The sequence below is a fragment of the Promicromonospora iranensis genome, assembly GCF_028994775.1.
GTDB lineage: Bacteria > Actinomycetota > Actinomycetes > Actinomycetales > Cellulomonadaceae > Promicromonospora > Promicromonospora iranensis_A.
This window is the reverse complement of record NZ_JAJQMN010000015.1, coordinates 56,199-77,938: the sequence shown is the minus strand read 5'-3', so window position 1 is coordinate 77,938 and position 21,740 is coordinate 56,199. Positions and strand designations below refer to the sequence as shown.

Annotated in this window: 20 protein-coding genes; 13 read left to right on the top strand and 7 right to left on the bottom strand. The window is 72.5% G+C overall.

Annotation, left to right across the window (positions count from 1 at the left end; all coding sequences use genetic code 11):
* Positions 1-2 precede the first annotated feature (2 nt).
* Positions 3-1,007 (bottom strand): 1,4-dihydroxy-2-naphthoyl-CoA synthase, encoded by a 1,005-nt coding sequence (locus tag LUU90_RS22930; protein WP_275006275.1) that lies wholly within the window; start codon positions 1,005-1,007, stop codon positions 3-5.
* A 98-nt stretch (positions 1,008-1,105) separates the two neighbouring features.
* Between LUU90_RS22930 and LUU90_RS22925 the strand changes: the two genes are divergently transcribed.
* From LUU90_RS22925 to LUU90_RS22905, 5 genes are all read left to right on the top strand, one after another.
* Positions 1,106-1,708: a gamma carbonic anhydrase family protein gene (locus tag LUU90_RS22925; RefSeq protein WP_275006274.1), complete on the top strand. Its 603-nt coding sequence runs from the start codon at positions 1,106-1,108 to the stop codon at positions 1,706-1,708.
* A 146-nt stretch (positions 1,709-1,854) separates the two neighbouring features.
* A complete protein-coding gene (locus LUU90_RS22920) occupies positions 1,855-2,832 on the top strand; it encodes an o-succinylbenzoate synthase (RefSeq protein WP_275006273.1) in 978 nt (325 codons plus the stop codon).
* Positions 2,829-4,619, top strand: a complete 1,791-nt coding sequence (menD, locus tag LUU90_RS22915) for a 2-succinyl-5-enolpyruvyl-6-hydroxy-3-cyclohexene-1-carboxylic-acid synthase (RefSeq protein WP_275006272.1) — start codon at positions 2,829-2,831, stop codon at positions 4,617-4,619. The genes LUU90_RS22920 and menD overlap by 4 nt, the downstream gene beginning before the upstream one ends.
* Before the next feature lie 84 nt (positions 4,620-4,703).
* Positions 4,704-6,302, top strand: coding sequence for a S1C family serine protease (locus tag LUU90_RS22910; RefSeq protein ID WP_275006271.1), 1,599 nt, complete (start codon positions 4,704-4,706; stop codon positions 6,300-6,302).
* Positions 6,303-6,481: 179 nt separating this feature from the next.
* Positions 6,482-7,021: a GNAT family N-acetyltransferase gene (locus LUU90_RS22905; protein WP_275006270.1), complete on the top strand. Its 540-nt coding sequence runs from the start codon at positions 6,482-6,484 to the stop codon at positions 7,019-7,021.
* A 27-nt stretch (positions 7,022-7,048) separates the two neighbouring features.
* Here the strand turns inward: LUU90_RS22905 and LUU90_RS22900 are convergent, their stop codons facing one another.
* Positions 7,049-8,023, bottom strand: coding sequence for a hypothetical protein (locus LUU90_RS22900; RefSeq protein ID WP_275006269.1), 975 nt, complete (start codon positions 8,021-8,023; stop codon positions 7,049-7,051).
* A 120-nt stretch (positions 8,024-8,143) separates the two neighbouring features.
* The gene (locus LUU90_RS22895) at positions 8,144-8,773 is read right to left on the bottom strand and encodes a TetR/AcrR family transcriptional regulator (protein WP_275006268.1); all 630 of its coding nucleotides are present in this window, start codon (positions 8,771-8,773) and stop codon (positions 8,144-8,146) included.
* Positions 8,774-8,900: 127 nt separating this feature from the next.
* On the opposite strand from LUU90_RS22895, the gene LUU90_RS22890 reads away from it, so the two are divergent.
* Both LUU90_RS22890 and LUU90_RS22885 read left to right on the top strand, forming a co-directional pair.
* The gene (locus LUU90_RS22890; protein WP_275006267.1) at positions 8,901-9,494 is read left to right on the top strand and encodes a DUF6230 family protein; all 594 of its coding nucleotides are present in this window, start codon (positions 8,901-8,903) and stop codon (positions 9,492-9,494) included.
* Positions 9,485-11,194: a DUF6114 domain-containing protein gene (locus LUU90_RS22885; RefSeq protein ID WP_275006266.1), complete on the top strand. Its 1,710-nt coding sequence runs from the start codon at positions 9,485-9,487 to the stop codon at positions 11,192-11,194. The genes LUU90_RS22890 and LUU90_RS22885 overlap by 10 nt, the downstream gene beginning before the upstream one ends.
* Positions 11,195-11,282: 88 nt before the next feature.
* Here the strand turns inward: LUU90_RS22885 and LUU90_RS22880 are convergent, their stop codons facing one another.
* Positions 11,283-12,737, bottom strand: a complete 1,455-nt coding sequence (locus LUU90_RS22880; protein ID WP_275006265.1) for an isochorismate synthase — start codon at positions 12,735-12,737, stop codon at positions 11,283-11,285.
* Positions 12,738-12,835: 98 nt separating this feature from the next.
* On the opposite strand from LUU90_RS22880, the gene LUU90_RS22875 reads away from it, so the two are divergent.
* A complete protein-coding gene (locus tag LUU90_RS22875) occupies positions 12,836-13,531 on the top strand; it encodes a demethylmenaquinone methyltransferase (RefSeq protein WP_275006264.1) in 696 nt (231 codons plus the stop codon).
* Between the two features lie 58 nt (positions 13,532-13,589).
* Here LUU90_RS22875 and LUU90_RS22870 read toward each other — a convergent pair whose 3' ends face one another.
* Both LUU90_RS22870 and LUU90_RS22865 read right to left on the bottom strand, forming a co-directional pair.
* Entirely contained in the window at positions 13,590-15,290 is a 1,701-nt protein-coding gene (locus LUU90_RS22870; protein WP_275006263.1) for a hypothetical protein, read from the bottom strand.
* Positions 15,275-16,081: an ABC transporter ATP-binding protein gene (locus LUU90_RS22865; RefSeq protein ID WP_275006262.1), complete on the bottom strand. Its 807-nt coding sequence runs from the start codon at positions 16,079-16,081 to the stop codon at positions 15,275-15,277. The genes LUU90_RS22870 and LUU90_RS22865 overlap by 16 nt, the downstream gene beginning before the upstream one ends.
* 132 nt (positions 16,082-16,213) lie before the next feature.
* Between LUU90_RS22865 and LUU90_RS22860 the strand changes: the two genes are divergently transcribed.
* Positions 16,214-17,467, top strand: a complete 1,254-nt coding sequence (locus LUU90_RS22860; RefSeq protein WP_275006261.1) for a sensor histidine kinase — start codon at positions 16,214-16,216, stop codon at positions 17,465-17,467.
* Entirely contained in the window at positions 17,464-18,198 is a 735-nt protein-coding gene (locus tag LUU90_RS22855) for a response regulator transcription factor (protein WP_275006260.1), read from the top strand. Before LUU90_RS22860 ends, LUU90_RS22855 begins: the two co-directional genes overlap by 4 nt.
* Before the next feature lie 9 nt (positions 18,199-18,207).
* Here LUU90_RS22855 and LUU90_RS22850 read toward each other — a convergent pair whose 3' ends face one another.
* A complete protein-coding gene (locus LUU90_RS22850; RefSeq protein ID WP_275006259.1) occupies positions 18,208-19,233 on the bottom strand; it encodes an AraC family transcriptional regulator in 1,026 nt (341 codons plus the stop codon).
* A 107-nt stretch (positions 19,234-19,340) separates the two neighbouring features.
* Here LUU90_RS22850 and LUU90_RS22845 point away from each other — a divergent pair, with 107 nt between their 5' ends.
* The 3 genes from LUU90_RS22845 (at position 19,341) to LUU90_RS22835 (ending at position 21,671) form a co-directional block, all read left to right on the top strand.
* Complete coding sequence (locus tag LUU90_RS22845; RefSeq protein ID WP_275006258.1) at positions 19,341-19,787, top strand: hypothetical protein; 447 nt, start codon at positions 19,341-19,343, stop codon at positions 19,785-19,787.
* A gap of 146 nt (positions 19,788-19,933) precedes the next feature.
* Positions 19,934-21,238: a geranylgeranyl reductase family protein gene (locus tag LUU90_RS22840; protein ID WP_275006257.1), complete on the top strand. Its 1,305-nt coding sequence runs from the start codon at positions 19,934-19,936 to the stop codon at positions 21,236-21,238.
* Positions 21,239-21,311: 73 nt separating this feature from the next.
* The gene (locus tag LUU90_RS22835; RefSeq protein WP_275006256.1) at positions 21,312-21,671 is read left to right on the top strand and encodes an NADH-quinone oxidoreductase subunit A; all 360 of its coding nucleotides are present in this window, start codon (positions 21,312-21,314) and stop codon (positions 21,669-21,671) included.
* The last annotated feature ends 69 nt before the right edge of the window (positions 21,672-21,740 follow it).

Below are 21,740 nucleotides of genomic sequence, written 5' to 3'. Positions count from 1 at the left end.
GACTAGTAGTAGTAGGGGAAGGCCGACCAGTCCGGCTCGCGGCGCTCCAGGAACGCCTCCTTGCCCTCGACCGCCTCGTCCGTCATGTACGCCAGCCGCGTCGCCTCGCCGGCGAACACCTGCTGCCCCGCGATGCCGTCGTCGGCCGCGTTGAACGCGAACTTCAGCATCCGGATGGCCTGCGGCGACTTGGTGGCGATGATCCGCGCGTACTCGAGCGCGAGCCCTTCCAGGTCCTCGTGGGCCGCTACCTCGTTGACGGAGCCCCAGCGCTCGGCGTCGTCGGCGGAGTACTCACGGGCGAGGAAGAAGACCTCGCGGGCGCGCTTCTGCCCGATCTGGCGGGCGAAGTACGCGGACCCGTACCCGGCGTCGAACGAGCCGACGTCGGCGTCGGTCTGCTTGAACCTGCCGTGCTCGCGGCACGCGACGGTGAGGTCGGCGACGACGTGCAGGGAGTGCCCGCCGCCGGCAGCCCAGCCGTCCACGACCGCGACCACGACCTTGGGCATGGTCCGGATCAGGCGCTGCACCTCCAGGATGTGCAGGCGTCCGGCCTTGGCCGGGTCGATGGAGTCGGCGTTCTCACCCTCCGCGTAGCGGTAGCCGTCCCGCCCGCGGATGCGCTGGTCACCGCCGCTGCAGAACGCCCAGCCGCCGTCCTTGGGGGAGGGGCCGTTGCCGGTCAGCAGCACCGTGCCGACGTCGGACGTCATCCGCGCGTGGTCCATCACCCGGTACAGCTCGTCCACCGTGTGCGGGCGGAACGCGTTGCGGACCTCCGGCCGGTCGAACGCGACGCGGACCACCGGCAGGTCACGCGGCTCCGGACCGGTGCGGTCGACGCCGCGGTGGTACGTAAGGTCGGTCAGGTCGTCGAAGCCGGACACCGCGCGCCAGCGCTGCGGGTCGAACGTCTCGGAGACTTGCTGGGGCAGTTCGGTGCTCGTGCTCACGCGGCAAAGCCTAGTTCGGGGCGGGTGAGTCGATGGCGGGCCTTGTTTCATGAACCGGTCGCTACCGTTCGTTTTACGAAACAACCGCGGGCGCTCGATGTCGTGTGGGTGTCGGCGCTTAAGGTGACCGCGACGAGAGGAACCCTTACATGCTCATCCGCCATCGCGGTCTCGAACCCTCCATCGACCCGTCGGCCTACGTCGCCCCGTCGGCGACCGTCGTCGGTGACGCCCGCGTCGGGGCGGGCGCGAGGATCCTGCACGGAGCCGTGCTCACGGCCGAGGACGGCGCCGTGGTGATCGGCGAGGACACCGTCGTCATGGAGAACGCGCTCGTCCGCGGACGCCGGGACCACCCTGCACGCATCGGGTCCGCAGTCATGATCGGCCCGCACGCCCACGTCAACGGCAGCACCGTCGAGGACGAGGTCTTCATCGCCACCGGCGCCGCACTGTTCCCGGGGAGCGTCATCGGCACGGGCGCCGAGGTGCGCATCCACGGCGTCGTGCAGGTCAACACCGTGGTGGCGCCGGGAGCGGTCGTGCCGATCGGCTGGGTCGCGGTCGGCGACCCCGCCACGATCCTGCCGCCCGACCGGCACGAGGAGATCTGGGCGATCCAGCGTGAGCTCGACTTCCCCGGCACTGTGTACGGGGTTGGCAGGGACGTCTCGATGCGCGAGCTCATGCGCCGCCAGTCGGACTACTACGCCGCCCACTCCACTGACGGGCCGCTGCCCGGAGTGGACTGACCCGCGTTCAGCAGGCCGGATCCGACCATGCCGGCCTCGGTTCCGGCGCTCCAGAGCCTGCCGAACCAGCGTCAGAACCAGCGCCGGAACCAGCGTCAGGAGCCGGGAGGGCCCGGCCGGCTCGCGTGGGTCGTTAGCCTGAGCCTGTGCTGATCGGTGAACCCGTCGTCTGGTCGACGCCCCTACAAACCCGCTTTCGCGGTATCGACGTGCGCGACGGCGTCCTGCTGCACGGCCCTGCCGGCTGGGGCGAGCTGTCGCCGTTCTGGGACTACGACGACGCGGAGTCGGCGACGTGGCTGCGCGCGGCCCGCGAGGCCGCCTTCGTCGGCTGGCCCGAACCGGTCCGGCAGAGCGTCCCGGTGAACGTGACGGTCCCCGCCGTCGGGCCGGACCGGGCTCGGGAGATCGTCCTGGCGTCCGGCGGCTGCCGAACCGCCAAGGTCAAGGTCGCCCAGCGCGGGCCGGACGGCACGCTCGAACCCGTGTCCGCCGAGGTCGAACGGGTAGCGGCGGTCCGAGAGGCCCTCGGGCCCGACGGCGCCATCCGGATCGACGCCAACGCCGCCTGGACCACCGGCGAAGCCCTCGCCCACCTGGCCGAGATCGACCGCGCGGCGGGCGGGCTCGAGTACGTGGAACAGCCCTGCGCGGCCGTCGAGGACCTGGCTCTCGTCCGCCGCAAGCAGGACGTACCCGTCGCGGCCGACGAGTCCATCCGCCGCGCGTCCGACCCCCTGCGGGTGGTGCGCGAGGAGGCTGCCGACATAGTCGTCCTCAAGGTCCAGCCCCTCGGCGGCGTCCGCGCCTGCCTCGACCTCGCCGAACAGGTAGGGCTGCCCGTCGTCGTCTCGTCCGCGCTGGAGAGCTCGATCGGCCTCGCCGCCGGCGTCGCCCTCGCTGCCGCCCTGCCCGAGCTGCCCTACGCCTGCGGGCTCGCGACCTCCCAGCTCCTGGTGCACGACGTCGTCGCCGAGCCGCTGCTGCCCGTCGACGGCGCGCTCCCCGTCCGCCGCCCCGAACCCTCGCCCGGGGCGCTCGCGGCCGCCGCGGCCGACCATCTGACCGCAGAGCGCTGGCTCGCGCGGTACCACCGACTGACCCGGATCCTGGAGGACGCATGACGATCCCGCCCGCCGTCACCGCCGCTCGCGCACTGGTCGCGGACCTGGTCAGCCGGGGTGTGGAGGACATCGTGCTCGCCCCCGGCTCGCGCAGCGCCCCCCTTGCCTACGCCGCGGCGGAGGCCGCCGACGCCGGCCGGGTCACGCTGCACGTGCGGATCGACGAGCGGTCGGCGGGGTTCCTCGCGCTCGGCCTGTCGAAGGCCTCGGAGGGTGCACCGGTCGCCGTCGTCACGACGTCGGGGACCGCGGTCGCGAACCTGCACCCCGCCGTGCTGGAGGCGAGCCACACCGGGCTGCCGCTGATCCTGCTCACCGCCGACCGGCCGCACGAGCTGCGCGGCACCGGGGCGTCACAGACCACCGACCAGGTGGGCATCTTCGGCTCGGCGGTGCGGTTCGCCGTGGACGTGCCGGCGCCGTCGGGCAGCCAGGGCCTGGCGGGCGAGCCCGGCGCCGAGCCGGGCACCGCGAGCGCGCAGGAGCTGAGGGACCTGCGGAGCGTCACCGGGCGTGCGGTCAGCGCCGCCCTTGGGTTCCGGTCGGGGCATCCCGGCCCCGTGCACCTCAACCTGGCGTTCCGGGACCCGCTGGCGCCGTCGGCCCCGCTGCCGGGGCTGCCCGCGGACACCGCGCAGGAGGGTCACCCCGAGCCGGACCCGCCGCTCGTCGTGCCCGCGGTGCTGCAGCACGTCGCGTCGCCCGCGCTGCCGGGTGACCCGGCGCGGACGGTCGTCGTCGCGGGTGACGGTGCGGGCACCGATGCCAGGCAGCTCGCCGAGGTGCAGGGCTGGCCGCTGTTCGCGGAACCCTCGTCGGGCGCGACCGGCGGACCCAACGCGATCGCCGCGTACCGGGTGCTGCTCGGGTCGGACGAGCTCGCCGCGGGGATCGAGCAGGTGGTCGTCCTCGGCCGGCCCACGCTCTCGCGGCCGGTGCAGCGGCTGCTGGCCCGGCCCGACGTCACGGTCACCGTGGTCGCGCCGGGCGCCGGTCCGTGGCCGGACGCCGCCCGCAACGCCGCCGTCGTGCTACCGGGCGTGGCGCCCGCCTGGTTCGAGACATCCACGCCGCCGCCGTCCGCCTTCCTGGAGCGCTGGCGTGCCGCCGGGGCGCAGGCGTCCCGTGTGCTCGACGACGTCACCAGCGACGACGCCGTCCTCGGCGGGCCCACCGCGCTCTCCGTGGCCCGGGCCGTCGCCGCGGTGCTCGGGCCGGACGACCTGCTGGTGGTCGGCTCGTCCAACCCCGTGCGGGACCTCGAGCTGGTGCTCGGCCTCGACGGCCCGGGCCCGGCGGTCCTCGCCAACCGGGGTCTCGCGGGCATCGACGGCACCGTGTCGACGGCGGTCGGGGTCGCGCTCGCCGCCGCCCGGCGTGGCCTGCGCACACGCGCTCTCCTGGGCGACCTCACGTTCCTGCACGACGTCGGCGGTCTGCTCCGGGGGCCGGACGAGCCCCAGGTGGACCTCGAGATCGTCGTGGTGAACGACGACGGCGGATCGATCTTCGCGACGCTGGAGCACGGTGCGCTCGCCGACACGGGCAGTGCCGCGAGCGCCACGTTCGAGCGGGTCTTCGGTACGCCGCACGGGTCGAACCTGGCGCAGCTGTGCGCGGGGTACGGCGTGGACCACCAGCTGGTGAAGGACGTGCCGACCCTGCGTCATGCGCTGCAGGCGCCGAGTCACGGCATCCAGGTCATCGAGGTGCGGGTGCCGCGCGCGGACCGGCAGACGGAGACGACCGAGCTGGCGCGCCGCATGGTCGCTGCCGTCCAGCCGTGAGGGCATGCAGCAAACTCACAGACTCGTCCAAGGCTGGAGCAAGGAAGGGGGTGTCAACTGGTTCTGACTTCAAGGAGGGTCACGATGACCGACGAGAACAGCACTACTCCGCAGCCGGACCAGCAGCCGCCCGCGACGCAGCCCACCGAGCAGCTGCCGCCCGCGACGCAGCCGACCCAGCAGCTGCCGGTCGCCGCACCGGCACCCGCACCCGCACCGGCACACGACGCGGCACCTGAGCAGTCCTCGAACGCCGCGCAGCCCTCGAACCCTGCCCAGCCGTCGAACCCTGCGCAGCCCCCGGCGCCCCCGTCCGTACCCGTGGGCGGGCCGGTCCGGCACCCGCTGCCCGTGCAGCACGCGGCGCCTGCCGCCGGCGCGACGTCCGGATACGTCAACCCGTACGCGGTGCCGGCCACGGCGACCGCGACGGCGTCGGGCGAGCAGAGGACGAGGAACCGCACCTGGGTTCCCGTGGTCAGCGCGGCCGCGGCCGCCGCGCTGCTGGCCAGCCTGGGCACCGCCGGTGTCATGTCGCTCACCGACGACGACGGTGTCGGCTCCCTGGCCGACGTCGGGCAGACGGCCAGCCAGAACGTGCCCGTGCGGAGCTCGACCGTCGAGAACCCGAACTGGACGTCCGTCACCTCGGCGGTCCAGGAGTCCGTGGTGGCGATCCAGGTGGAGAGCCAGGGCGGCGGCGCGGAGGGTTCGGGCGTCGTGCTGGACTCCGAGGGCCGCATCCTCACCAACAACCACGTCGTCGCCGACGCGTCGACGGTCCAGGTGACGCTGAGCGACGGCCGCGTGTTCGAGGCCGACATCGTCGGCACCGACCCGGCCACCGACCTCGCCGTCGTGCAGCTGTCCGACCCGCCGTCCGACCTCAGGCCCGCGAAGTTCGGGGACTCGTCGGACGTCGTGGTGGGCGAGCCCGTGATGGCGCTCGGCAACCCGCTGGGGCTGGCGAACACCGCCACGACGGGCATCGTGTCCGCCCTGGACCGTCCCGTCACGGCCAGCGCCGAGGACGGCTCGGACCAGGTGGTCACCAACGCCATCCAGATCGACGCCGCGGTGAACCCGGGCAACTCGGGTGGACCGCTGTTCAACGCGTCGGGCGAGGTCATCGGCATCACGTCCTCGATCGCCACCCTGTCGAGCGGGATGGCGTCGGGCGGCTCCGGCTCGATCGGCCTGGGTTTCGCCATCCCGTCGAACCTGGCCACGCAGATCGGTGACCAGCTCAAGGAGGACGGCACCGCCGAGCACGCGTTCCTCGGCGTCTCGCTCCAGGACGCCACCGCCACGGCCGACGACGTCACCCGCCGCGGTGCGGGGGTCGTGGAGGTCACCCCGGACTCGCCGGCCGGCGAGGCGGGCATCGAGCAGGGCGACGTGATCGTCGCCATCGACGGTGACGCGGTCAACGGCTCGGCGTCCCTCACGGCGTTCGTCCGGGAGAAGCAGGCCGGAGACGAGTCGGTGCTGACCGTGGTGCGCGACGGCAGCACCGAGGAGGTCACCGTCACGCTCGCGGTCAAGGAGGAGTCGGCGACCCAGGACCAGGGCTCGCAGGACCAGGGCTCGCAGGGCGGGCAGCAGCCGGACTCCGGCTCGGACCAGAGCGCGCCGAACAACGTCCCGGACTGGATGCAGGAGTGGTTCGGCAACCAGGGCTGACGCCCTCACATCAGGTCTCACCTGAGGTCCCACATCAGGTCTCACATCAGGTAAGGAGCGGGGCGGCGCAGGACGCGAGCCGGCGTTCTGCTTCGCCCCGTTCCTACCTCGCCAGAGCTCTACCTCGCGTATTCGCGTTCAGCGGGTGAACCTGGGCCGTCCGGTCTAAGTTAGGCCGCGTGTCTGGGACGTTCACCGTGGTCAGGACCCTCGGCCGCTCGGATGCCGCGCACGACATCCTCGAGGAGCTGCCGGAGTGGTTCGGCATCGACCGGTTCACGCACGAGTACGTCGAGGCGGCGGCGAAGTTCCCCAACTACGTGGCGGTTCCCGCGCCCGAACCTCCGCCGCCGGGGGTGGCGCCGGGCGGATCGGCTCAAGGGATCGAGGCCGACGGCGGCAGGATCCCGTACGAGGACGTGCTCGGCGTGCTGCTCCTCGACCAGCGCTACCCGACGTCGGCGGAGGTGCACCTGCTGGCCGTCCGGCGCAAGCATCACCGCGCGGGAATCGGCCGGACCCTCCTGGAGCGCGTCGAGGACGACCTCCGCACCCAGGGCGTGCGCCTGCTGAGCGTCAAGACGCTCGGCCCGTCGGCGCACGACCCGGGATTCGACCAGACCCGCGCGTTCTACACAGCCTGTGGATTCCACCCGGTGGAGGAGTTCCCGGACCTCTGGGTCGACGACCCGTGCCTGCTGATGGTCAAGGCGCTCTGAGCCGGCCCCTGGCCGGCTTCGTCGGGCTCACAGGCCGCACGTGCGGCAGCTGGGCCGGGTGGCCCGGAACCGCGCGACGGACGCGACCGTGAGGCCGGCTCCCCACACCAGATACGCCGACACGGAGGTCCACAGGAACCCGGCGCTGCTGACCCCGTCGCCGTACACGGCCGCGCCGGAGACCAGCGCACCGACCATCTGCGCCAGGCCGAACCCGAAGTACAGGGTCATCATGCCGCCGAAGAGGAGGCCCGGGCCCAGTACCAGCCATCGCGGCACACGCCGACCGGCCAGCGGCAGCACCCAGGCGGGCCAGATGAGGCCGAAGCGATGCACCAGCGCCAACGGCAGCAGGGTGCCCGCCAGGATGAAGCCTGCTTCGAAGACGACCAGCGCTACCCCGGCGTCATCCACGATGTCGCCGAAGCCGACGGACAGCTGAGCCGCGACACGCACCAGGCACCCGGCGACGGCCAGATAGGCCGCCCACCAGGCCCACCGCGGGGTCCGCTCGTCCCGGACGGCGGGTCGGGCTCGTCCGCACCGCTGGCATCCGCCACGCATCTCGCGCTGGTAGGACAGGCTCGCCGCCGCCAGCAGGAGCGCGCCGGACAGCATTCCGGCGCGGCTCGCGAACGAGACCAGATCGATCGGAATGCCCAGGCCGGCGAGCAGTCCACCCACGATGTCCAGAAGAACCAGCGGACAGGCGACCAGGATCGCGGCGGTGACGGCCCAAGCGGCCGCCAGCACCGCTCGACTGCCTGTGGTCAGCCGCAACGCGACAGCTGCCAGGCCGGCGGCGGCACACAGCGCCACCGCTCCCCAGTACGGGTAGAGCATCAGGTCCTGCGGCAGCGGTGAGAACGTCGGCGCGTTTCCCAGCGCGAAGTAGATCCGTACCGATCCATACAGGACTGCCCACGCGACGATGACCGGTGTCAGTCTGCGCAGCACGGCCGGCCGGGATCGTGGAACTGACGTGACGTCGTCGGTGATCATGCCTGCAACTGTTGCGAACGCGGACCCCGAAAGCCTGGCGCGCTCGGGGGATACGGCTCCCCCGGCAGGGGGATCTTCGGGTCTGGCCGACCGGCCGGCCGGCCCGTGCCGGAGCCTGGCTCAGAGCGTGGACGGGGCCCCGAACAGCGCCTCAGAGGCGCCCGGCACGACGGCGGCGACGACGCCGCCGAGGCTGCGCTCGAGGTAGCCGACGAGCTCGTCGTCGGTGAGGTCCGAGTTGATGCCGCCGTCGACCAGCGCCTGCTCGGCGAGCGCCACCCACGAGCGGACCGCCACGCGCAGCAGCTCCGTCTCGGGCACCCCCAGCTCCAGGAGCACGGCGAGGGCGCGCTCCGTCTGCTGCCGCCGTGCGTCCTCGATGACGGCACGCACCTCCTCGTCGCCGCTGGCCGCGCCGCGGACGAGCGAGTAGAAGGTGGGGCCGTGCTCCTTGACGTACGCGACGAGCCTGGTCAGCGTGCTGACCAGGCGTTCGGCCGGCGGGAGCTCCGGGTGCGGCTCCGAGGCGTGCAGCATCGAGTCACGCGCACGGCGCACGATCTCGTGGTGCAGGCCGTTCTTGGAACCGAAGTAGTAGTAGACGAGACCTGTCGAGACACCGGCTTCGGCGGCGATCTCCTCGACGGTCACTTCGGCCAGCGGTCGGTCCGCAAGGGTGGCGACTCCCAGTGCCACAAGCTGGTTGCGGCGTTCCTCCGGGCGAAGTCGCGTGCGACGGGCTGTTGCCATGGTTCGAGCATATCCGGCATGCTTTGCGGCGCCGTCAGCGGGACAATTGACGCTGATTCAGTAATCGCGCTAACGTCGCGACGGGGCGACGGCGTAGTCGTCCACATTGGCATCGAGGGGAACACCAATGAAGCTCAGCAAGCTCACGGGGTCGCGCAAGGGTCGCGTGGCTCTCGCAGTCATTCCGGTCACGATCGCCGCCAGCGTCCTGCTTGGTGGGGTTGCTCAGGGCGCAGTGCCCGTCTCGTTCGCCATCTCCGGCAGCCAGTTCAAGATCGGCGCCGACCAGCTCGCGGGCACCGGCTTCTCCCAGTACGCGGGCGTGGCGACCGCCTCCGACGGCACGCAGCACCCCGCTGCCATCGCGAACATCAAGGACGCCCAGCTCTACAACCTGTGCCAGTCGGTCGTGCAGGACACACCGCTGGGCAAGGTCGGCCTGCTGATCTCGGCGGGTACCGGCAAGGAGCCCGCGAAGGCCACCGACCTGCAGATCGGCATGAACGACCTCTCGGGCACCGCCATCTTCAAGAACATCCGCATCGGCGTCGACGCCTCGACGGTGAACACCGCCAAGAAGGGTGACGCCGGCGACTTCGCGATGGACTCCGACTCCGTGGACATCTCGAACCTCGAGCAGGTCTCGTGGAGCACCCAGGCCGCCGTCTTCCAGCTGACGGACCTCAGCCTCAAGATCACGGACGGCACCGAGTGCTTCTGAGTCCGGGTGACGGCCAGGCCAACGCCGGCCGCCCCGGACTTCGTACGAAGCTTGCTGACTGGCGCCGGGACTTCCGTCCCTGGCGCAAGCAGCGGCCGTTCGTCGGGGGTGTGCTGGTAGCGCTCGCTGGCCTGGAGATGCTTCTGTCCGGCCCGATCAAGCTGGACCAGCTCGGCATGAACATCATGCTGCAGTTCGGGGTGGAGGGAGCTCAGGCGACGATCCTTCCGATCGCCCTGATCATGCTCGGGATCCTGTCGATCGCCCAGCCCGTCCATCGGATCTTCTACGGCGTCATCGCGCTGTCGATCTCCGTCTACTCGATCGCCGGGGTGAACCTCGGCGGCTGGGTCGTCGGGTTCCTGCTCGGCGTCGTCGGCGGCATCATCGTCGTGTCCTGGGCGCCGGCCGAGGCGGTCGCGGAGGCCGACGGCACCGACGCGGGGGACACGCAGGAGGGTGCCGAGGGCGACGTCCCGGACGGCGACGCCCCGGACGCGGACGGCGGCGCCACCGACGGCGGCCCCACGGACACGGGCTCCACGGACACCGGCTCCACGGACACGGACGACGACAGCCCGGACGCAGGGCGCGAGCCCGCGCCGGACACCGAGGCGATCCCGCGGGCCGAGTCGCTCAGCACCGCACTGCGCGCGCTGTCGCAGAAGTCGGCGGCGGTCGTGGTGGCGAGCGCGATGGCGCTCGGCGGCATGAGCATGCCCGCGTCGACATCGGGCGCCGAGGCCAAGCCGGACGACTCCTTCTGGTGCGTGGTCTTCGGCGCCTGCGACGAGGCCGAGGCGGACCCGTCTGCCTCGGCGACCCCGTCGCCGAGCGGGTCCGACCCGGGCACGTCCGAGCCCGGCGCCGGCGACACCGAGGATCCGGTCGGGGACGCCGTGGACGACGTCACCGACGGCGTGACCGGTCCCGCGGACGGCAGCGGCGGCGACAAGGACAAGAAGGACGACGCGGCGGACGGCGGCGCGGGCAAGGACGACGACAAGTCCGAGTGCAAGGAGCCGACACAGGACGGTGAGGTGCCGCCCGAGGCGGGGGACAGCGCGCCGTCGGACCCGTGCGGCGAGATCGACCCGCAGGAGACCATCGAGGAGGCGCTGCGGACCGAGCTCGGCACCTGCGTCAAGGTGAGCTTCGGCGGCAGGTACGACCTCAACGTCGATCTGCCCGGTCAGTGCGGGGCCACGGAGGACGGTTCCGTCTTCTCGCTCCCCGCCGACCTGGAGAGCCGCGACCTGACGATCCCGCTCACCGGCATCAACGGCATCGGCCTGGCGAACGTGCCGGTCAAGGGGGATGGTGGTGGCCGGAGGGACGCCATCAAGATCTCGGCCGACAAGGTCGTCGTCGACGGGTTCTGGCTCAAGTCGTACGCCTACGACCACGGCACGACGGCGGGCACGGACACCCGGGCGAACTTCGTCTCGCTCGAGGGCGACGCGCAGATGTACGTGTCGTCGATCCACGCCGACCTGCCCGACGGACAGGACCTTCTGGAGGTGGCCACCAAGGTCCTCGAGGGCGCCTCGCTCATCGAGCTCCTGCTGACCGCCACGGACGCGCGGATGGGCTTCCTCGGCGCGACGTCCGACGTCCAGGTGTGGGACGGCTTCCGCGAGCAGGTCTGGGGTGACCCGACCGACCCGATCGGGGAGGGTCCGACGGCCGGCACCCCCTGACACCGTTGAGCTGACACCGTTGAGTGCGGGGTATCTGCTGGATCAGCCGTAGCGATCCAGCAGATACCCCGCACTCAACGGTTGGGGATCAGGAGGCGCCCAGGGCGTAGCGCATCGGCTCCAGCTTCGCCTCGGACTCCGCCAGCTCCGCCTCGGGGTTCGACGCCGCGACGATGCCGCAGCCGGCGAACAGCCGGATGTGGCGGCTGTCCGTCGGCGAGATCTCGGCCGACCGCAGGGCGATGCCCCACTCGCCGTCCCCGTCGGCCCCCACCCAGCCCACCGGCCCGGCGTACCGGGCCCGGTCCAGTCCTTCGATCTCCCGGATGAGGCTGCGAGCGGCGGTGGTCGGCGTGCCGCACACCGCGGCGCTCGGGTGCAGCGCGGCCGCCAGCGACAGCGACGACGGCGGACGCCGGCCCGACGTCGGGCTCTGGCCCGTCAGCACGCCCGTCACGTCGGTCGCCAGGTGCATCACGTTCGGCAGGTGCAGCACGAACGGCGCCTCGGGCACGTTCATCGACGAGCAGAACGGTTCCAGGGCGGCGGCCACGGAGCGCACCGCGAACTCGTGCTCCTCCAGGTCCTTCGAGGAGCGGGCGAGCTGGGCGGCGTGCAGCAGGTCGGCGTCGGCGGGCGCCGCGGGCGAACCTGGCCCGTGCTCGCGGCGGATCGTGCCCGCGAGCACGCGCGAGGCGACCAGGCCCTTCTCGCTGCGGACCAGCAGCTCCGGCGTGGCGCCGACCATGCCGTCCACGCTGAACGCCCAGCAGGCGTCGTACGCGGACGCGAGCCGGCCGAGCACGTGGCGTGCGTCGACCGGGTGCTCGGCGGTGGCGACGACGTCGCGCGCGAGCACCACCTTCTCCAGCTCGCCGGTCTGGATCCGGGCGACGCCCTCCGCGACGACCGCGGGCCAGTCGGCGGCCCCGACGGCGCCGTCGGCCAGCACCACCCGGCCCGGCTCCCCGACCGGCTGGTGCGGGTACGCGGTCAGCAGGTCCTCGCCCACCGGGGCGGACCGGTCGCCCACCAGCGAGATGGTCGTCATCCAGGCGCGCTCGCCCCGCCGCCCGACGACGACCCGCGGCACGATCAGCACGCCGCTGGCCCGCGCGGGGTCCTCGGACTCGTCGCCGGGCGAGACGTCGTCGAAGGCGAAGCTCCCGAACGCGACGAGGCCGCTGCCGGGCAGGGACACGTCGTCGTGCACGACGGCGCGGTCGAGCACCTGGCGCCAGGCGTCGTCGGCGTCGGCGAAGCGGCCGGGGCCGAACGTCTCGAACCGCAGGGCCTCACCCCAGCCCACGAGGCCGTCACCGTGCCGGACCCAGGCGAGAGCGTGGGTGTCGGGGAGCCTGTCGATGAGCGCGGTCGGGCTGTCGGGGAGGTCGTCGACCGCGACGGTGCGGACGACGAGCTGCGGGCCCAGAGCTGCACCCGGCGGGGCGTCCGGCGAGGCCGGCGCGCGGGTTGCCCAGGTGCTGGACGCGGTGGTGCCGGTCGGCGCACCAGGGGTGCGTCCGGCAGGTGAAACGATCATCCGCTTCAGGATAAGGGCGTGCGACGCGCGCAGGTGCGGGCCGTAGCGGAGGTCACAGCGCGGGTGACCGTGTCCCGGCGACATGAAACGATGGCGGCATGTCCCGCGCAAGCCTGGAAAAGAAGCCGGCCGAGGTCGCGTCGATGTTCGACGGGATCGCCGCCCGCTACGACCTGACCAACGACCTGATCTCCATGGGCCAGGACCGGCGCTGGCGCCGGCTCACGGTCGAGGCGGTCGCGGCCATGCCGGGCGAGCGGGTGCTCGACCTCGCGGCGGGCACCGGGACCAGCAGCGAGCCCTTCGCCGCCGACGGCGCGTTCGTGGTCCCGTCCGACTTCTCCATCGGCATGCTGCAGGTCGGCAAGGACCGCCGGCCGGACCTGCCGTTCGTGGCGGGTGACGCCATGCGGCTGCCGTTCGCCGACGCGTCGTTCGACGCCGTGACCATCAGCTTCGGCCTGCGGAACGTCGCGGACACCAGCAAGGCGCTGCGCGAGATGCTCCGTGTGGTCCGGCCCGGGGGGCGCGTGGTGATCTGCGAGTTCTCGACACCCACGTGGGCGCCGTTCCGGGTGGTCTACCAGGAATACCTGATGCGGGCCCTGCCGGTGGTGGCGAACGTGGTGACGCGCGAGAAGGGGTCCTACGACTACCTGGCGGAGTCGATCCGCACCTGGCACACCCAGGTCGAGCTGGCGCACCTCCTGCTCGAGGCCGGCTGGGAGCACGCCGCCTACCGCAACGTGTCCGCCGGCATCGTTGCGCTGCACCGGGCGGTCCGGCCGGCCTGAGACCGTCCGCCCGGCCGACGCCGTCCGCCCGGCCTGACGCCGGACGGACGGCGATGTCCTACCGGGCCGAGCTCCTGGCGACCCGGTCCGCACGCTCCTTCTGCTGCCGCGCCTTGAGCTCCTGCTCCCCCTTGAGCGTGGTCGACTCGAACCAGTCGAGTGCGCCCGCCGTGGCGGGGTCGCGGAACACCTGGCCGTACCGGATGCGGCTGAACAGATCAGGCAGCCGGGCGGTCAGGTAGCCGATCGTGACCCGGCCCAGCAGCCACGCGGCGCCGAACCCGTTCGCGAGCCCGACGACGGCCGTGAGCGCTGCCAACCACACCGAGGGCGACACCGCGAGGAGCGCGACCATGACGGCGGTGGGTGCCACCGCTATCGAGATCAGCAGGATCACCACCCAGACGTGCAGGCTGATGTTCCCCACGGCGTCGTTGGGGCCCACCCGCTGCCGGGGGTCGACGCCCGGTGACACCCCCACGGCGGCCACGAGGACCGCCGCGCCGGAGGCGGCTCCGAACAGGGCGGGCAGGGCGGCCAACAGGATCGGGATCGCCCACCAGGCCTGGCTGAGCACCACGAAGAGGGCCGTGACCACCAGCACCTTGGGCAGGAACACCAGCACCGCGCCCCACTGCCGTCCGCGCACGTCCGACCGGACCGACGTCTCGTCCTGCCCGACGACGTCGAGCCACACCGCGCTGCCGTCCTGGCCGTACATGGTGCACGCGGCGATGCCGAGCATGAAGGCGACGAACAGGCCGGAGAACGCGGCGATGACCCGGAGGTCCTCGCTGGTCAGCGCGAGCGCTCCGATGAACACGCCGCCCCAGACGGCGGACTGCACCTCGACCATCCGCCAGCCGTCGCGGCTCCACTGCCGGAGCTCCTTGCTGATCACCGCGCCGGTCTGCGTGCGGGGCAGGAACCCGGCTCCCGCGACCAGGCCTGCGGACCGGCGGCGGCCACTACGGCGCCGGGTGCGAGGGCTGGTCGAGGGCACCAGGAGCGGCACGGCGGCCACGATCGCCGCGCCCGCGCACAGCGCGAGGGCACCCAGCAGCAGCAGGGCCCCGCCCCAGTCGCCGCGCACGGCGCGCTCGACCGCGAGCACCGACCAGGACGTGGGGCTCATGTCCAGACCGCTCGTCACGACGGGGTCGGTGATGCCCGTGGCCAGCAGGTCGGGCGTGCGCTGGATGGCGATCGTCACCGGGATCCAGCCGGCGAACATCCCCGCGAACATCAGGCCGAACTGGATCGACGCGATCTCGATGCCGATGCGCGAACCCATCGCGGCTCCGAGCAGGCCGTAGACCAGGCGGGACAGCGCGATGACGAGTACCCAGGTCAGCAAAGCTCCGGGGATCGCCACGACCAGGGTCACGGGGTCGAGCAGCGCGGCGTGCAGGCTCACGGCGAGCAGCGCGACGAGCACCAGCGCGGCGGCGATGCTCACGTACACGCTGACCAGGAGACCGCGGCCCAGCGTGCGCCGGGGAATCGGCAGCAACGCGAACCAGCTGGGCCGCAGCGTGCCCGCTCCGCTCATCAGTACCGGGCCGATGGCGGCCCCGAGACCCCAGAACAGCAGACCGAGGGTCAGGATCGAGTGCCGGGCGTCGTCACTGCCTGCGACGAACGTGGCCGCCCAGGTGGCCGCGGCCAGCAGGCTGCCGATCACCCAGCCCGCCGGGCGCATGCCCGGGGCGGTGTGGCGCAGCGTGGTCAGCTTGAGTGATATCAGCTCCCGATCCACGCCAGGTCCTCCTCTGCGAGATCGGTGGTGCCGACGAGCTCCACGAACCGGTCCTCGAGGCTGCCGCCACCGCGGACCTCGTCGAGGGTGCCGTCGGCGAGGACCTGGCCGCGGGCGATGATCGCCACCCGGTCGCACAGCTGCTCGACGAGGCTCATCACGTGGCTGGAGATGATCACGGAGCCGCCGGCGTCGGTGAACCGGCGCAGGATCGCCGTGAGTACGCGGGCCGAGACCGGGTCCACCGCCTCGTACGGCTCGTCGAGGACCAGGAGCCGTGGCGAGTGCAGCAGCGCGGTGGCCAGCCCGATCTTCTTGCGCATGCCCGTCGAGTACTCGCCCACGAGCGTGCCGAGCGCCTCGGCCTCCTCCAGCTCGAGGATGCGCAGCAGCTCGGCGGTGCGGTCCGCGACCGTCTGCGCGGGCAGCCGGCGGAACCGGCCCCAGAAGGTCAGGAGCTCACCGCCGGTCAGCCGCTCGGGCAGGGCCAGGCCGTCGGGGAGCACACCGAGCAGCCGCTTGGCCTCGGTCGGGTCGGCCCACACGTCGACGCCGTGCACGAGCGCCCGGCCGGCGCTCGGCCGCAGCAGACCGACCGCCATCGACAGTGCGGTGGTCTTGCCGGCGCCGTTGGGGCCGACCAGGCCGAAGAACGAGCCGGGCGGCACCCGGAGGTCGATGCTGTCCACCGCCACCTTGTCGGCGAACTCGCGGCGGAGGCCGGCGAGCTCGAGCGCGGGGACCGCGCCGCCCGGTGGCGCGCTGTTCAGGGTTGAGGGCTCTGGGGTCATGGAACCAACCTGCCGGGTGGGGACCGAACGCGCATCGGCTGATCGGCCATTGCGTGGCGCGGGGTCTGGCCGATCGGCCAGACCTGTCTCGATCCGTGGCCGCGGCACCCGGCGGGTACCTATTCTCGACGCATGGTCAGCGCGGCACTCCCGGTCGAGGGCGGACGGCGGTCCGTGCTCGCCGGGCTGAGCCCGCTGCGCCCCCGCCGGACCAGGTCCCAGTGGGTGGTGGACTGGCTCCTGTTCGCCTTCGCGCTCCTGGTCGGGGCGTCTTACTGGGACCCGGCCGGGGACGGGGCGGCAGGCATCCCGGACTGGTTCCAGCCCTGGGACTACGCCATGGGCATCCTGGCCTGCTGCGCGCTCTGGTGGAGCCGCAGCCACCCCCTGGCCGTCGGGCTCGTGGTGTTCGTGCCCGCGGCCCTGTCGGCGAGCGCCGCCTTCGCGGTGGTCGTCGTCATCTACCGGATGGGAGCCCGCCTGCGGCCGCGGGTGTCGGTCCCGCTGGTCGCCGGCTATCTCGCGGCGGCGATCCCGTACCACGCGCTGTTCCCCATCCCGGAGGTGGACTGGCCGTCGTACCTGATCGTGATCACGCTGCTGCATCTGCTGGTGCTCAGCTTCGGGCTGCTCACGCGGTCCAGGCGGCTCGTGCTGGAGGGTCTGCGCGCCGAGGCGGCACGCGAGCGGGAGGCCGCCGCCGCACGGTTGGACGGCGCTCGCCGCGCGGAGCGGGAGCGGATCGCCCGCGAGATGCACGACGTGCTGGCCCACCGGGTCTCGTTGCTCTCGGTGCACGCCGGGGCGCTGGAGTACCGCACGGCGGGTGAGGCGCCGCCCACGCTCGACGAGGTGCGCGCGGCGGCGGCGGTGATCCGGCACAACGCGCACCTGGCCGTCGAGGAGCTGCGGCAGGTGCTGGTGGTGCTGCGGGACACCGCGGCGACGGGCACCGCGCCCGAGGAGGTGCCGGACGCTCCACCGGAGCGCCCGCAGCCGCTGCTCCGGGACGTCCCTCAGCTGGTGGACGAGGCACGGGATGCCGGTCAGCGGGTCAGCGCGCAACTGGACCTCGAACCGCTCGCCGACCTCCCGGACAACGTGCAGCGCACGGTCTACCGGACGGTGCAGGAAGGGCTGACGAACGCCCGCAAGCACGCGGCCGGGGCGATCGTCACCGTCGACGTCGGTCCGGCGGACGGGCAGGTGCGCGTCGAGGTGGCCAACGTGCTGCCGGTCGGGGTGACCGCGAGCGAGATCCCCGGCATCGGGGCGGGACTAATCGGGCTGGCCGAACGGGTCCGGCTGGACGGTGGACGGTTCGAGCACGGCGTCCACGACGGTGAGTTCCGCCTGGCCGCGTACCTGCCGAGGGGCCGCGCATGACGCAGGTCCGGGTGGTGCTGGTGGACGACGACGCGCTCGTCCTCCAGGGGCTGCGCCTGATGCTCGCCGGAGCGGCGGGCATCGACGTGGTCGGGGACGCGGACGACGGTGACGGGCTGGTCGGCCTGGTGCGCGAGGCGACGCCGGACGTCGTGCTGCTGGACCTCCGTATGCCGCGGCTCGACGGCGTCGCCGCGCTCCGCGACCTCCGGGGGACTCCGGACGCGCCGCAACCCGCGGTGATCGTGCTGACCACGTTCGACGCGGAGCCGGTGGTGCTGGACGCCGTGCGCGCCGGTGCGTCGGGGTTCCTGCTCAAGCACACCCCGCCGGCCGACATCGTCCGGGCGATCCGTGCGGCGGCCGACGGCGAGCCGACCATGTCGCCCACCGTGCTGCGACGGCTGATCGAGCACGTGGCCGACACACCAGGGGGTGCCGGGGGCGTCCGGGCGGGCGTCGGCGCCCCGGGACCCCGTGCCGCGACGGAGTCCCGCGAGGACGGCCTGGCACCGCTCACGGACCGGGAGCGGCAGGTCGCGGCCGCCGTGGCCGAAGGGCTCGGCAACGCCGAGATCGCACGCAGGCTGTACCTGTCGCACGGTTCGGTCAAGGCGCACATCTCGAGCGCCCTGACCAAGCTGGGCCTGGAGAACCGCACCCAGCTGGCCATCGCCGCGCACACCGCGGGAATCGTCGGTACGCCACCGTCGCCGCCGCCCCGCCCCTGAGCGGACCCGTCATCCGGCGCCGACGGCAGCGGCCTCCCGGAACTGTCCGGGCGGCTGCCCCGTCCAGCGCCGGAACGTCCGCGAGAAGGAGGCGGCGTCCGAGAACCCGACGAGGTAGGCGACCTCGCCCACGGACGTCCGGCCTGCCCGCAGGTAGGCGGTCGCGAGCTCCCGGCGCACGTCGTCGACGACCTGCCGGAAACCGGTGCCCTCGGCACGGAGACGGCGGAACAGCGTCGAGCGGCTGCAGTGGAGCCGGGCGGCCACGGCGTCCGCGCTGACCTCTCCCTCGTGCACCACCGTGCGCACGAGGTCCGCCACGCGCTCGCGGAAGGTCTCCGGTGGCGGACGCCGGGCCAGCAGCGCGTCACCCTTCTCCCGCAGCACACCGAAGACGTAGCGGGGGTGCCGCGCCACCGGCCAGGAGCCGACCTCGGGGTGGAGCTCGATCTCGGTGCGCGGGGCGGCGAACCGGACAGGGCAGCCCAGTACGCGCTCGTACTCGTCCGGATGCTCCGGTGTCTCTCTGGTGAGCTCCACGCGGAGCACGTGCGGCCGGTCCAGGAAGCGTCGGGGGCCGCAGACCAGGCGGGCGACCGCCTCCTCGGAGAGCTCGGAACCGGGGCCCGGGGGCCGGTGCTCGACCAGCAGCAGCCGGTCCCCGGCACGTTCGACCTCGAACCGGGGGCCGTCGTCACCCTCGTCGATCTCCAGCGCGAGCCGTCCGTACCGCTGGAGCTGGCGCAGGGCGGTGGCCATGTCGGGGGCCGCCTCCATGATCAGACCCACTATCGACACGTCGGCCATCGCTATCTCCGCTCCGAGGTGGAGGGCGAGGGCCTCGTCGTCGAGGGCGAGGCCGGCCAGGCGCACGAGCTCCAGGTAGCGTGGCAGCGGGACGCGTTCGTCCGGGTCGTCCAGCCGTTCGCGGGACAGGCCCGAGGCCGTGGCGAGGGCGTCCGCGTCGGCGCCGTGCCGCTCCGCGTACGTGAGCAGGCCGATGACGATTCCGGCCGCGATCGTCGCTCGTCGCACCACGCCCCTCCTCGGGTCGGGACCTCGGGGACTCCTGACCCGCAGGATCAGGGATCCTGACACCGCAGATCATTCCGGTGGGGGCGCGCCGGGACAAGAGTGGCCGCATGAACACTTCGACCAGGTCGGCGACCACGACCGGCACGATCACACCTCTGCGGCGCAACCTGATGCGTGGCTGCTACCTGCTCATGGTGGTCGGGCTCGCTCTCGTCGCCTGGCCACGGCTGCTGACGTCCGGGTCCGACCGGCCCCTCATCGAGGGCACCTTCGACGCCGTGCTGTGCGCACTGCAGCTGCTCTCGGTCGTCGGGTTCTTCGCCCCGGTGCGCATGGCCGCGATGCTGGTCTTCGAGGTGCTGTGGAAGGCGATCTGGGTGCTCGTGGTCGCGGTGCCGCTGCTGTGGAGCGGCGGCATCACACCGGAGGTCTCCGAGACCCTGTTCGCCTTCTCGTTCGCGGTCCCGTTCGTCTTCATCATCCCCTGGCGCGCACTGGCCCGTGACCTGTTCCGGGGGCGTGAGCCCTGGCGCGCGGCACCGCCCGCAAAGTAAGGGGAACCTTCCTACACAATCCCCCCTAAGTGTGGCTAGGGTGTCGGTGTTGTGACAGGGTTCACAAGGGCTTGTCAGGAGTCCAAGTCGAACCCCGCACAGCGAGGTCAGCACCGACCGGCTGCGGGTTCCCAACGGGGGTGAACGTGCGAACTGCAAGACGCGACGACGCGGACGTCATCGTGGTGGGCGCCGGCCCGGCCGGGTCGTCCACCGCGCACTGGTGCGCTGCCGCGGGTCTCGACGTGCTCCTGCTGGAGAAGGGCGAGTTCCCGCGGGACAAGATCTGCGGCGACGGCCTGACCCCGCGCGCCGTGGCCGAGCTGGTCCGCATGGGCGTGCCCACCCGCGAGGAGGACGGCTGGATCCGCAACCGCGGCCTGCGCGTTCACGGCGGCGGCCGCTCCTACGAGCTGGACTGGCCGGCCCTCACGACCTACCCCGGCTACGGCATGGCCCGCGCCCGGATGACGCTGGACCACACCCTGGCCCAGCACGCGCAGGCCAGCGGCGCCAAGCTGCTCCAGCGCACCAAGGTCACGGGTCCGCTCCGCGACGACGACGGGCGGGTCGTCGGTGTCACCGCCCAGCCGCTCGACGCACGCGGTCGCGCGGACGGCCCGGTCACGGAGCTGCGCGCGCCCGTGGTGGTGGCCGCCGACGGCGTCAGCTCCCGCTTCTCGCTCGCGATCGGCCGTGAACGTCGCGACGACCGCCCCATGGGCACCGCCGTCCGCGCCTACTACCGCACGCCGCGGCACGAGGACCCGTTCATGGAGTCCCACCTCGAGCTGTGGGACGGCGAGCCCGGCAAGAGCGACCTGCTCCCGGGCTACGGCTGGATCTTCCCGCTCGGCGACGGCACGGTGAACGTGGGCCTCGGCAGCGTCCACTCCACCCCCGCCAGGCAGTCGGCGGCGGGTATCGACTACCGGCGCCTCATGGAGACCTGGCTGGCCAAGAGCGCACCGGAGGGCTGGGACCTGGTGCACGAGCCGGAGCGCGGCCCGATCCGTGGCGCGGCCCTGCCGATGGGCTACAACCGCGGCCCGCTGTACGCGGACGGTGTGCTCCTGGCCGGCGACTCCGCCGGCATGGTGAGCCCGTTCAACGGCGAGGGCATCGCCTACGGGCTGCAGGCCGGCCGGGTCGCCGCCGAGGCGATCAGCCAGGCCCGCCACAAGAGCACCGACGCGGCCCGGGAGGCCACGCTCGGTACCTACGCCGACCGTATGCGCGAGGACCTCGGTGGCTACTACACGCTGGGCCGTTGGTTCGTGCGGCTCATCGAGCACCCCGAGATCATGCGGCTCTGCGTCCGGTACGGGCTGCCCCGCAAGGTAGTCATGCAGTTCACGCTCAAGCTCCTGTCCGACTGCTACGAGCCGCAGGGCGGCGACTGGATCGACCGCGTCATCGCGGGTCTGACCAGGGTGGTCCCCCGCTCATGAGCAGTCCCACGCAGAGCCGTCGCACGCAGCGCATCACGCATCGAGAAGGCACGTCGTCCACGAAGGGCACAGCATGAACCCCTACGTACCGATCCTGATCCTCATGGCGATCGGGGCCGTCCTGGCGCTCGGTGGTGTCGCCGCGAGCGCCGTCATCGGCCCCAAGCGGTACAACCGCGCCAAGCTCGACTCGTACGAGTGCGGCATCGAGCCGACGCCGCACGCCGTGGGCGGCGGGCGGCTGCCGATCAAGTACTACCTGGTGGCGATGACATTCATCGTCTTCGACATCGAGGTCGTCTTCCTCTACCCGTGGGCCGTGGACTTCACGACGCTCGCGACGTTCGGGCTGGTGTCGATGCTGGTGTTCCTGGCGTTGATCACCGTGCCGTTCGTCTACGAGTGGCGCCGCGGCGGTTTCGACTGGGTCTGAGCAAGCGACTTTTCATGCCCGGCGCCTGACGGTGCCGGGCAGCGACGCCGGGCGGGTCCCGGCAGCAAG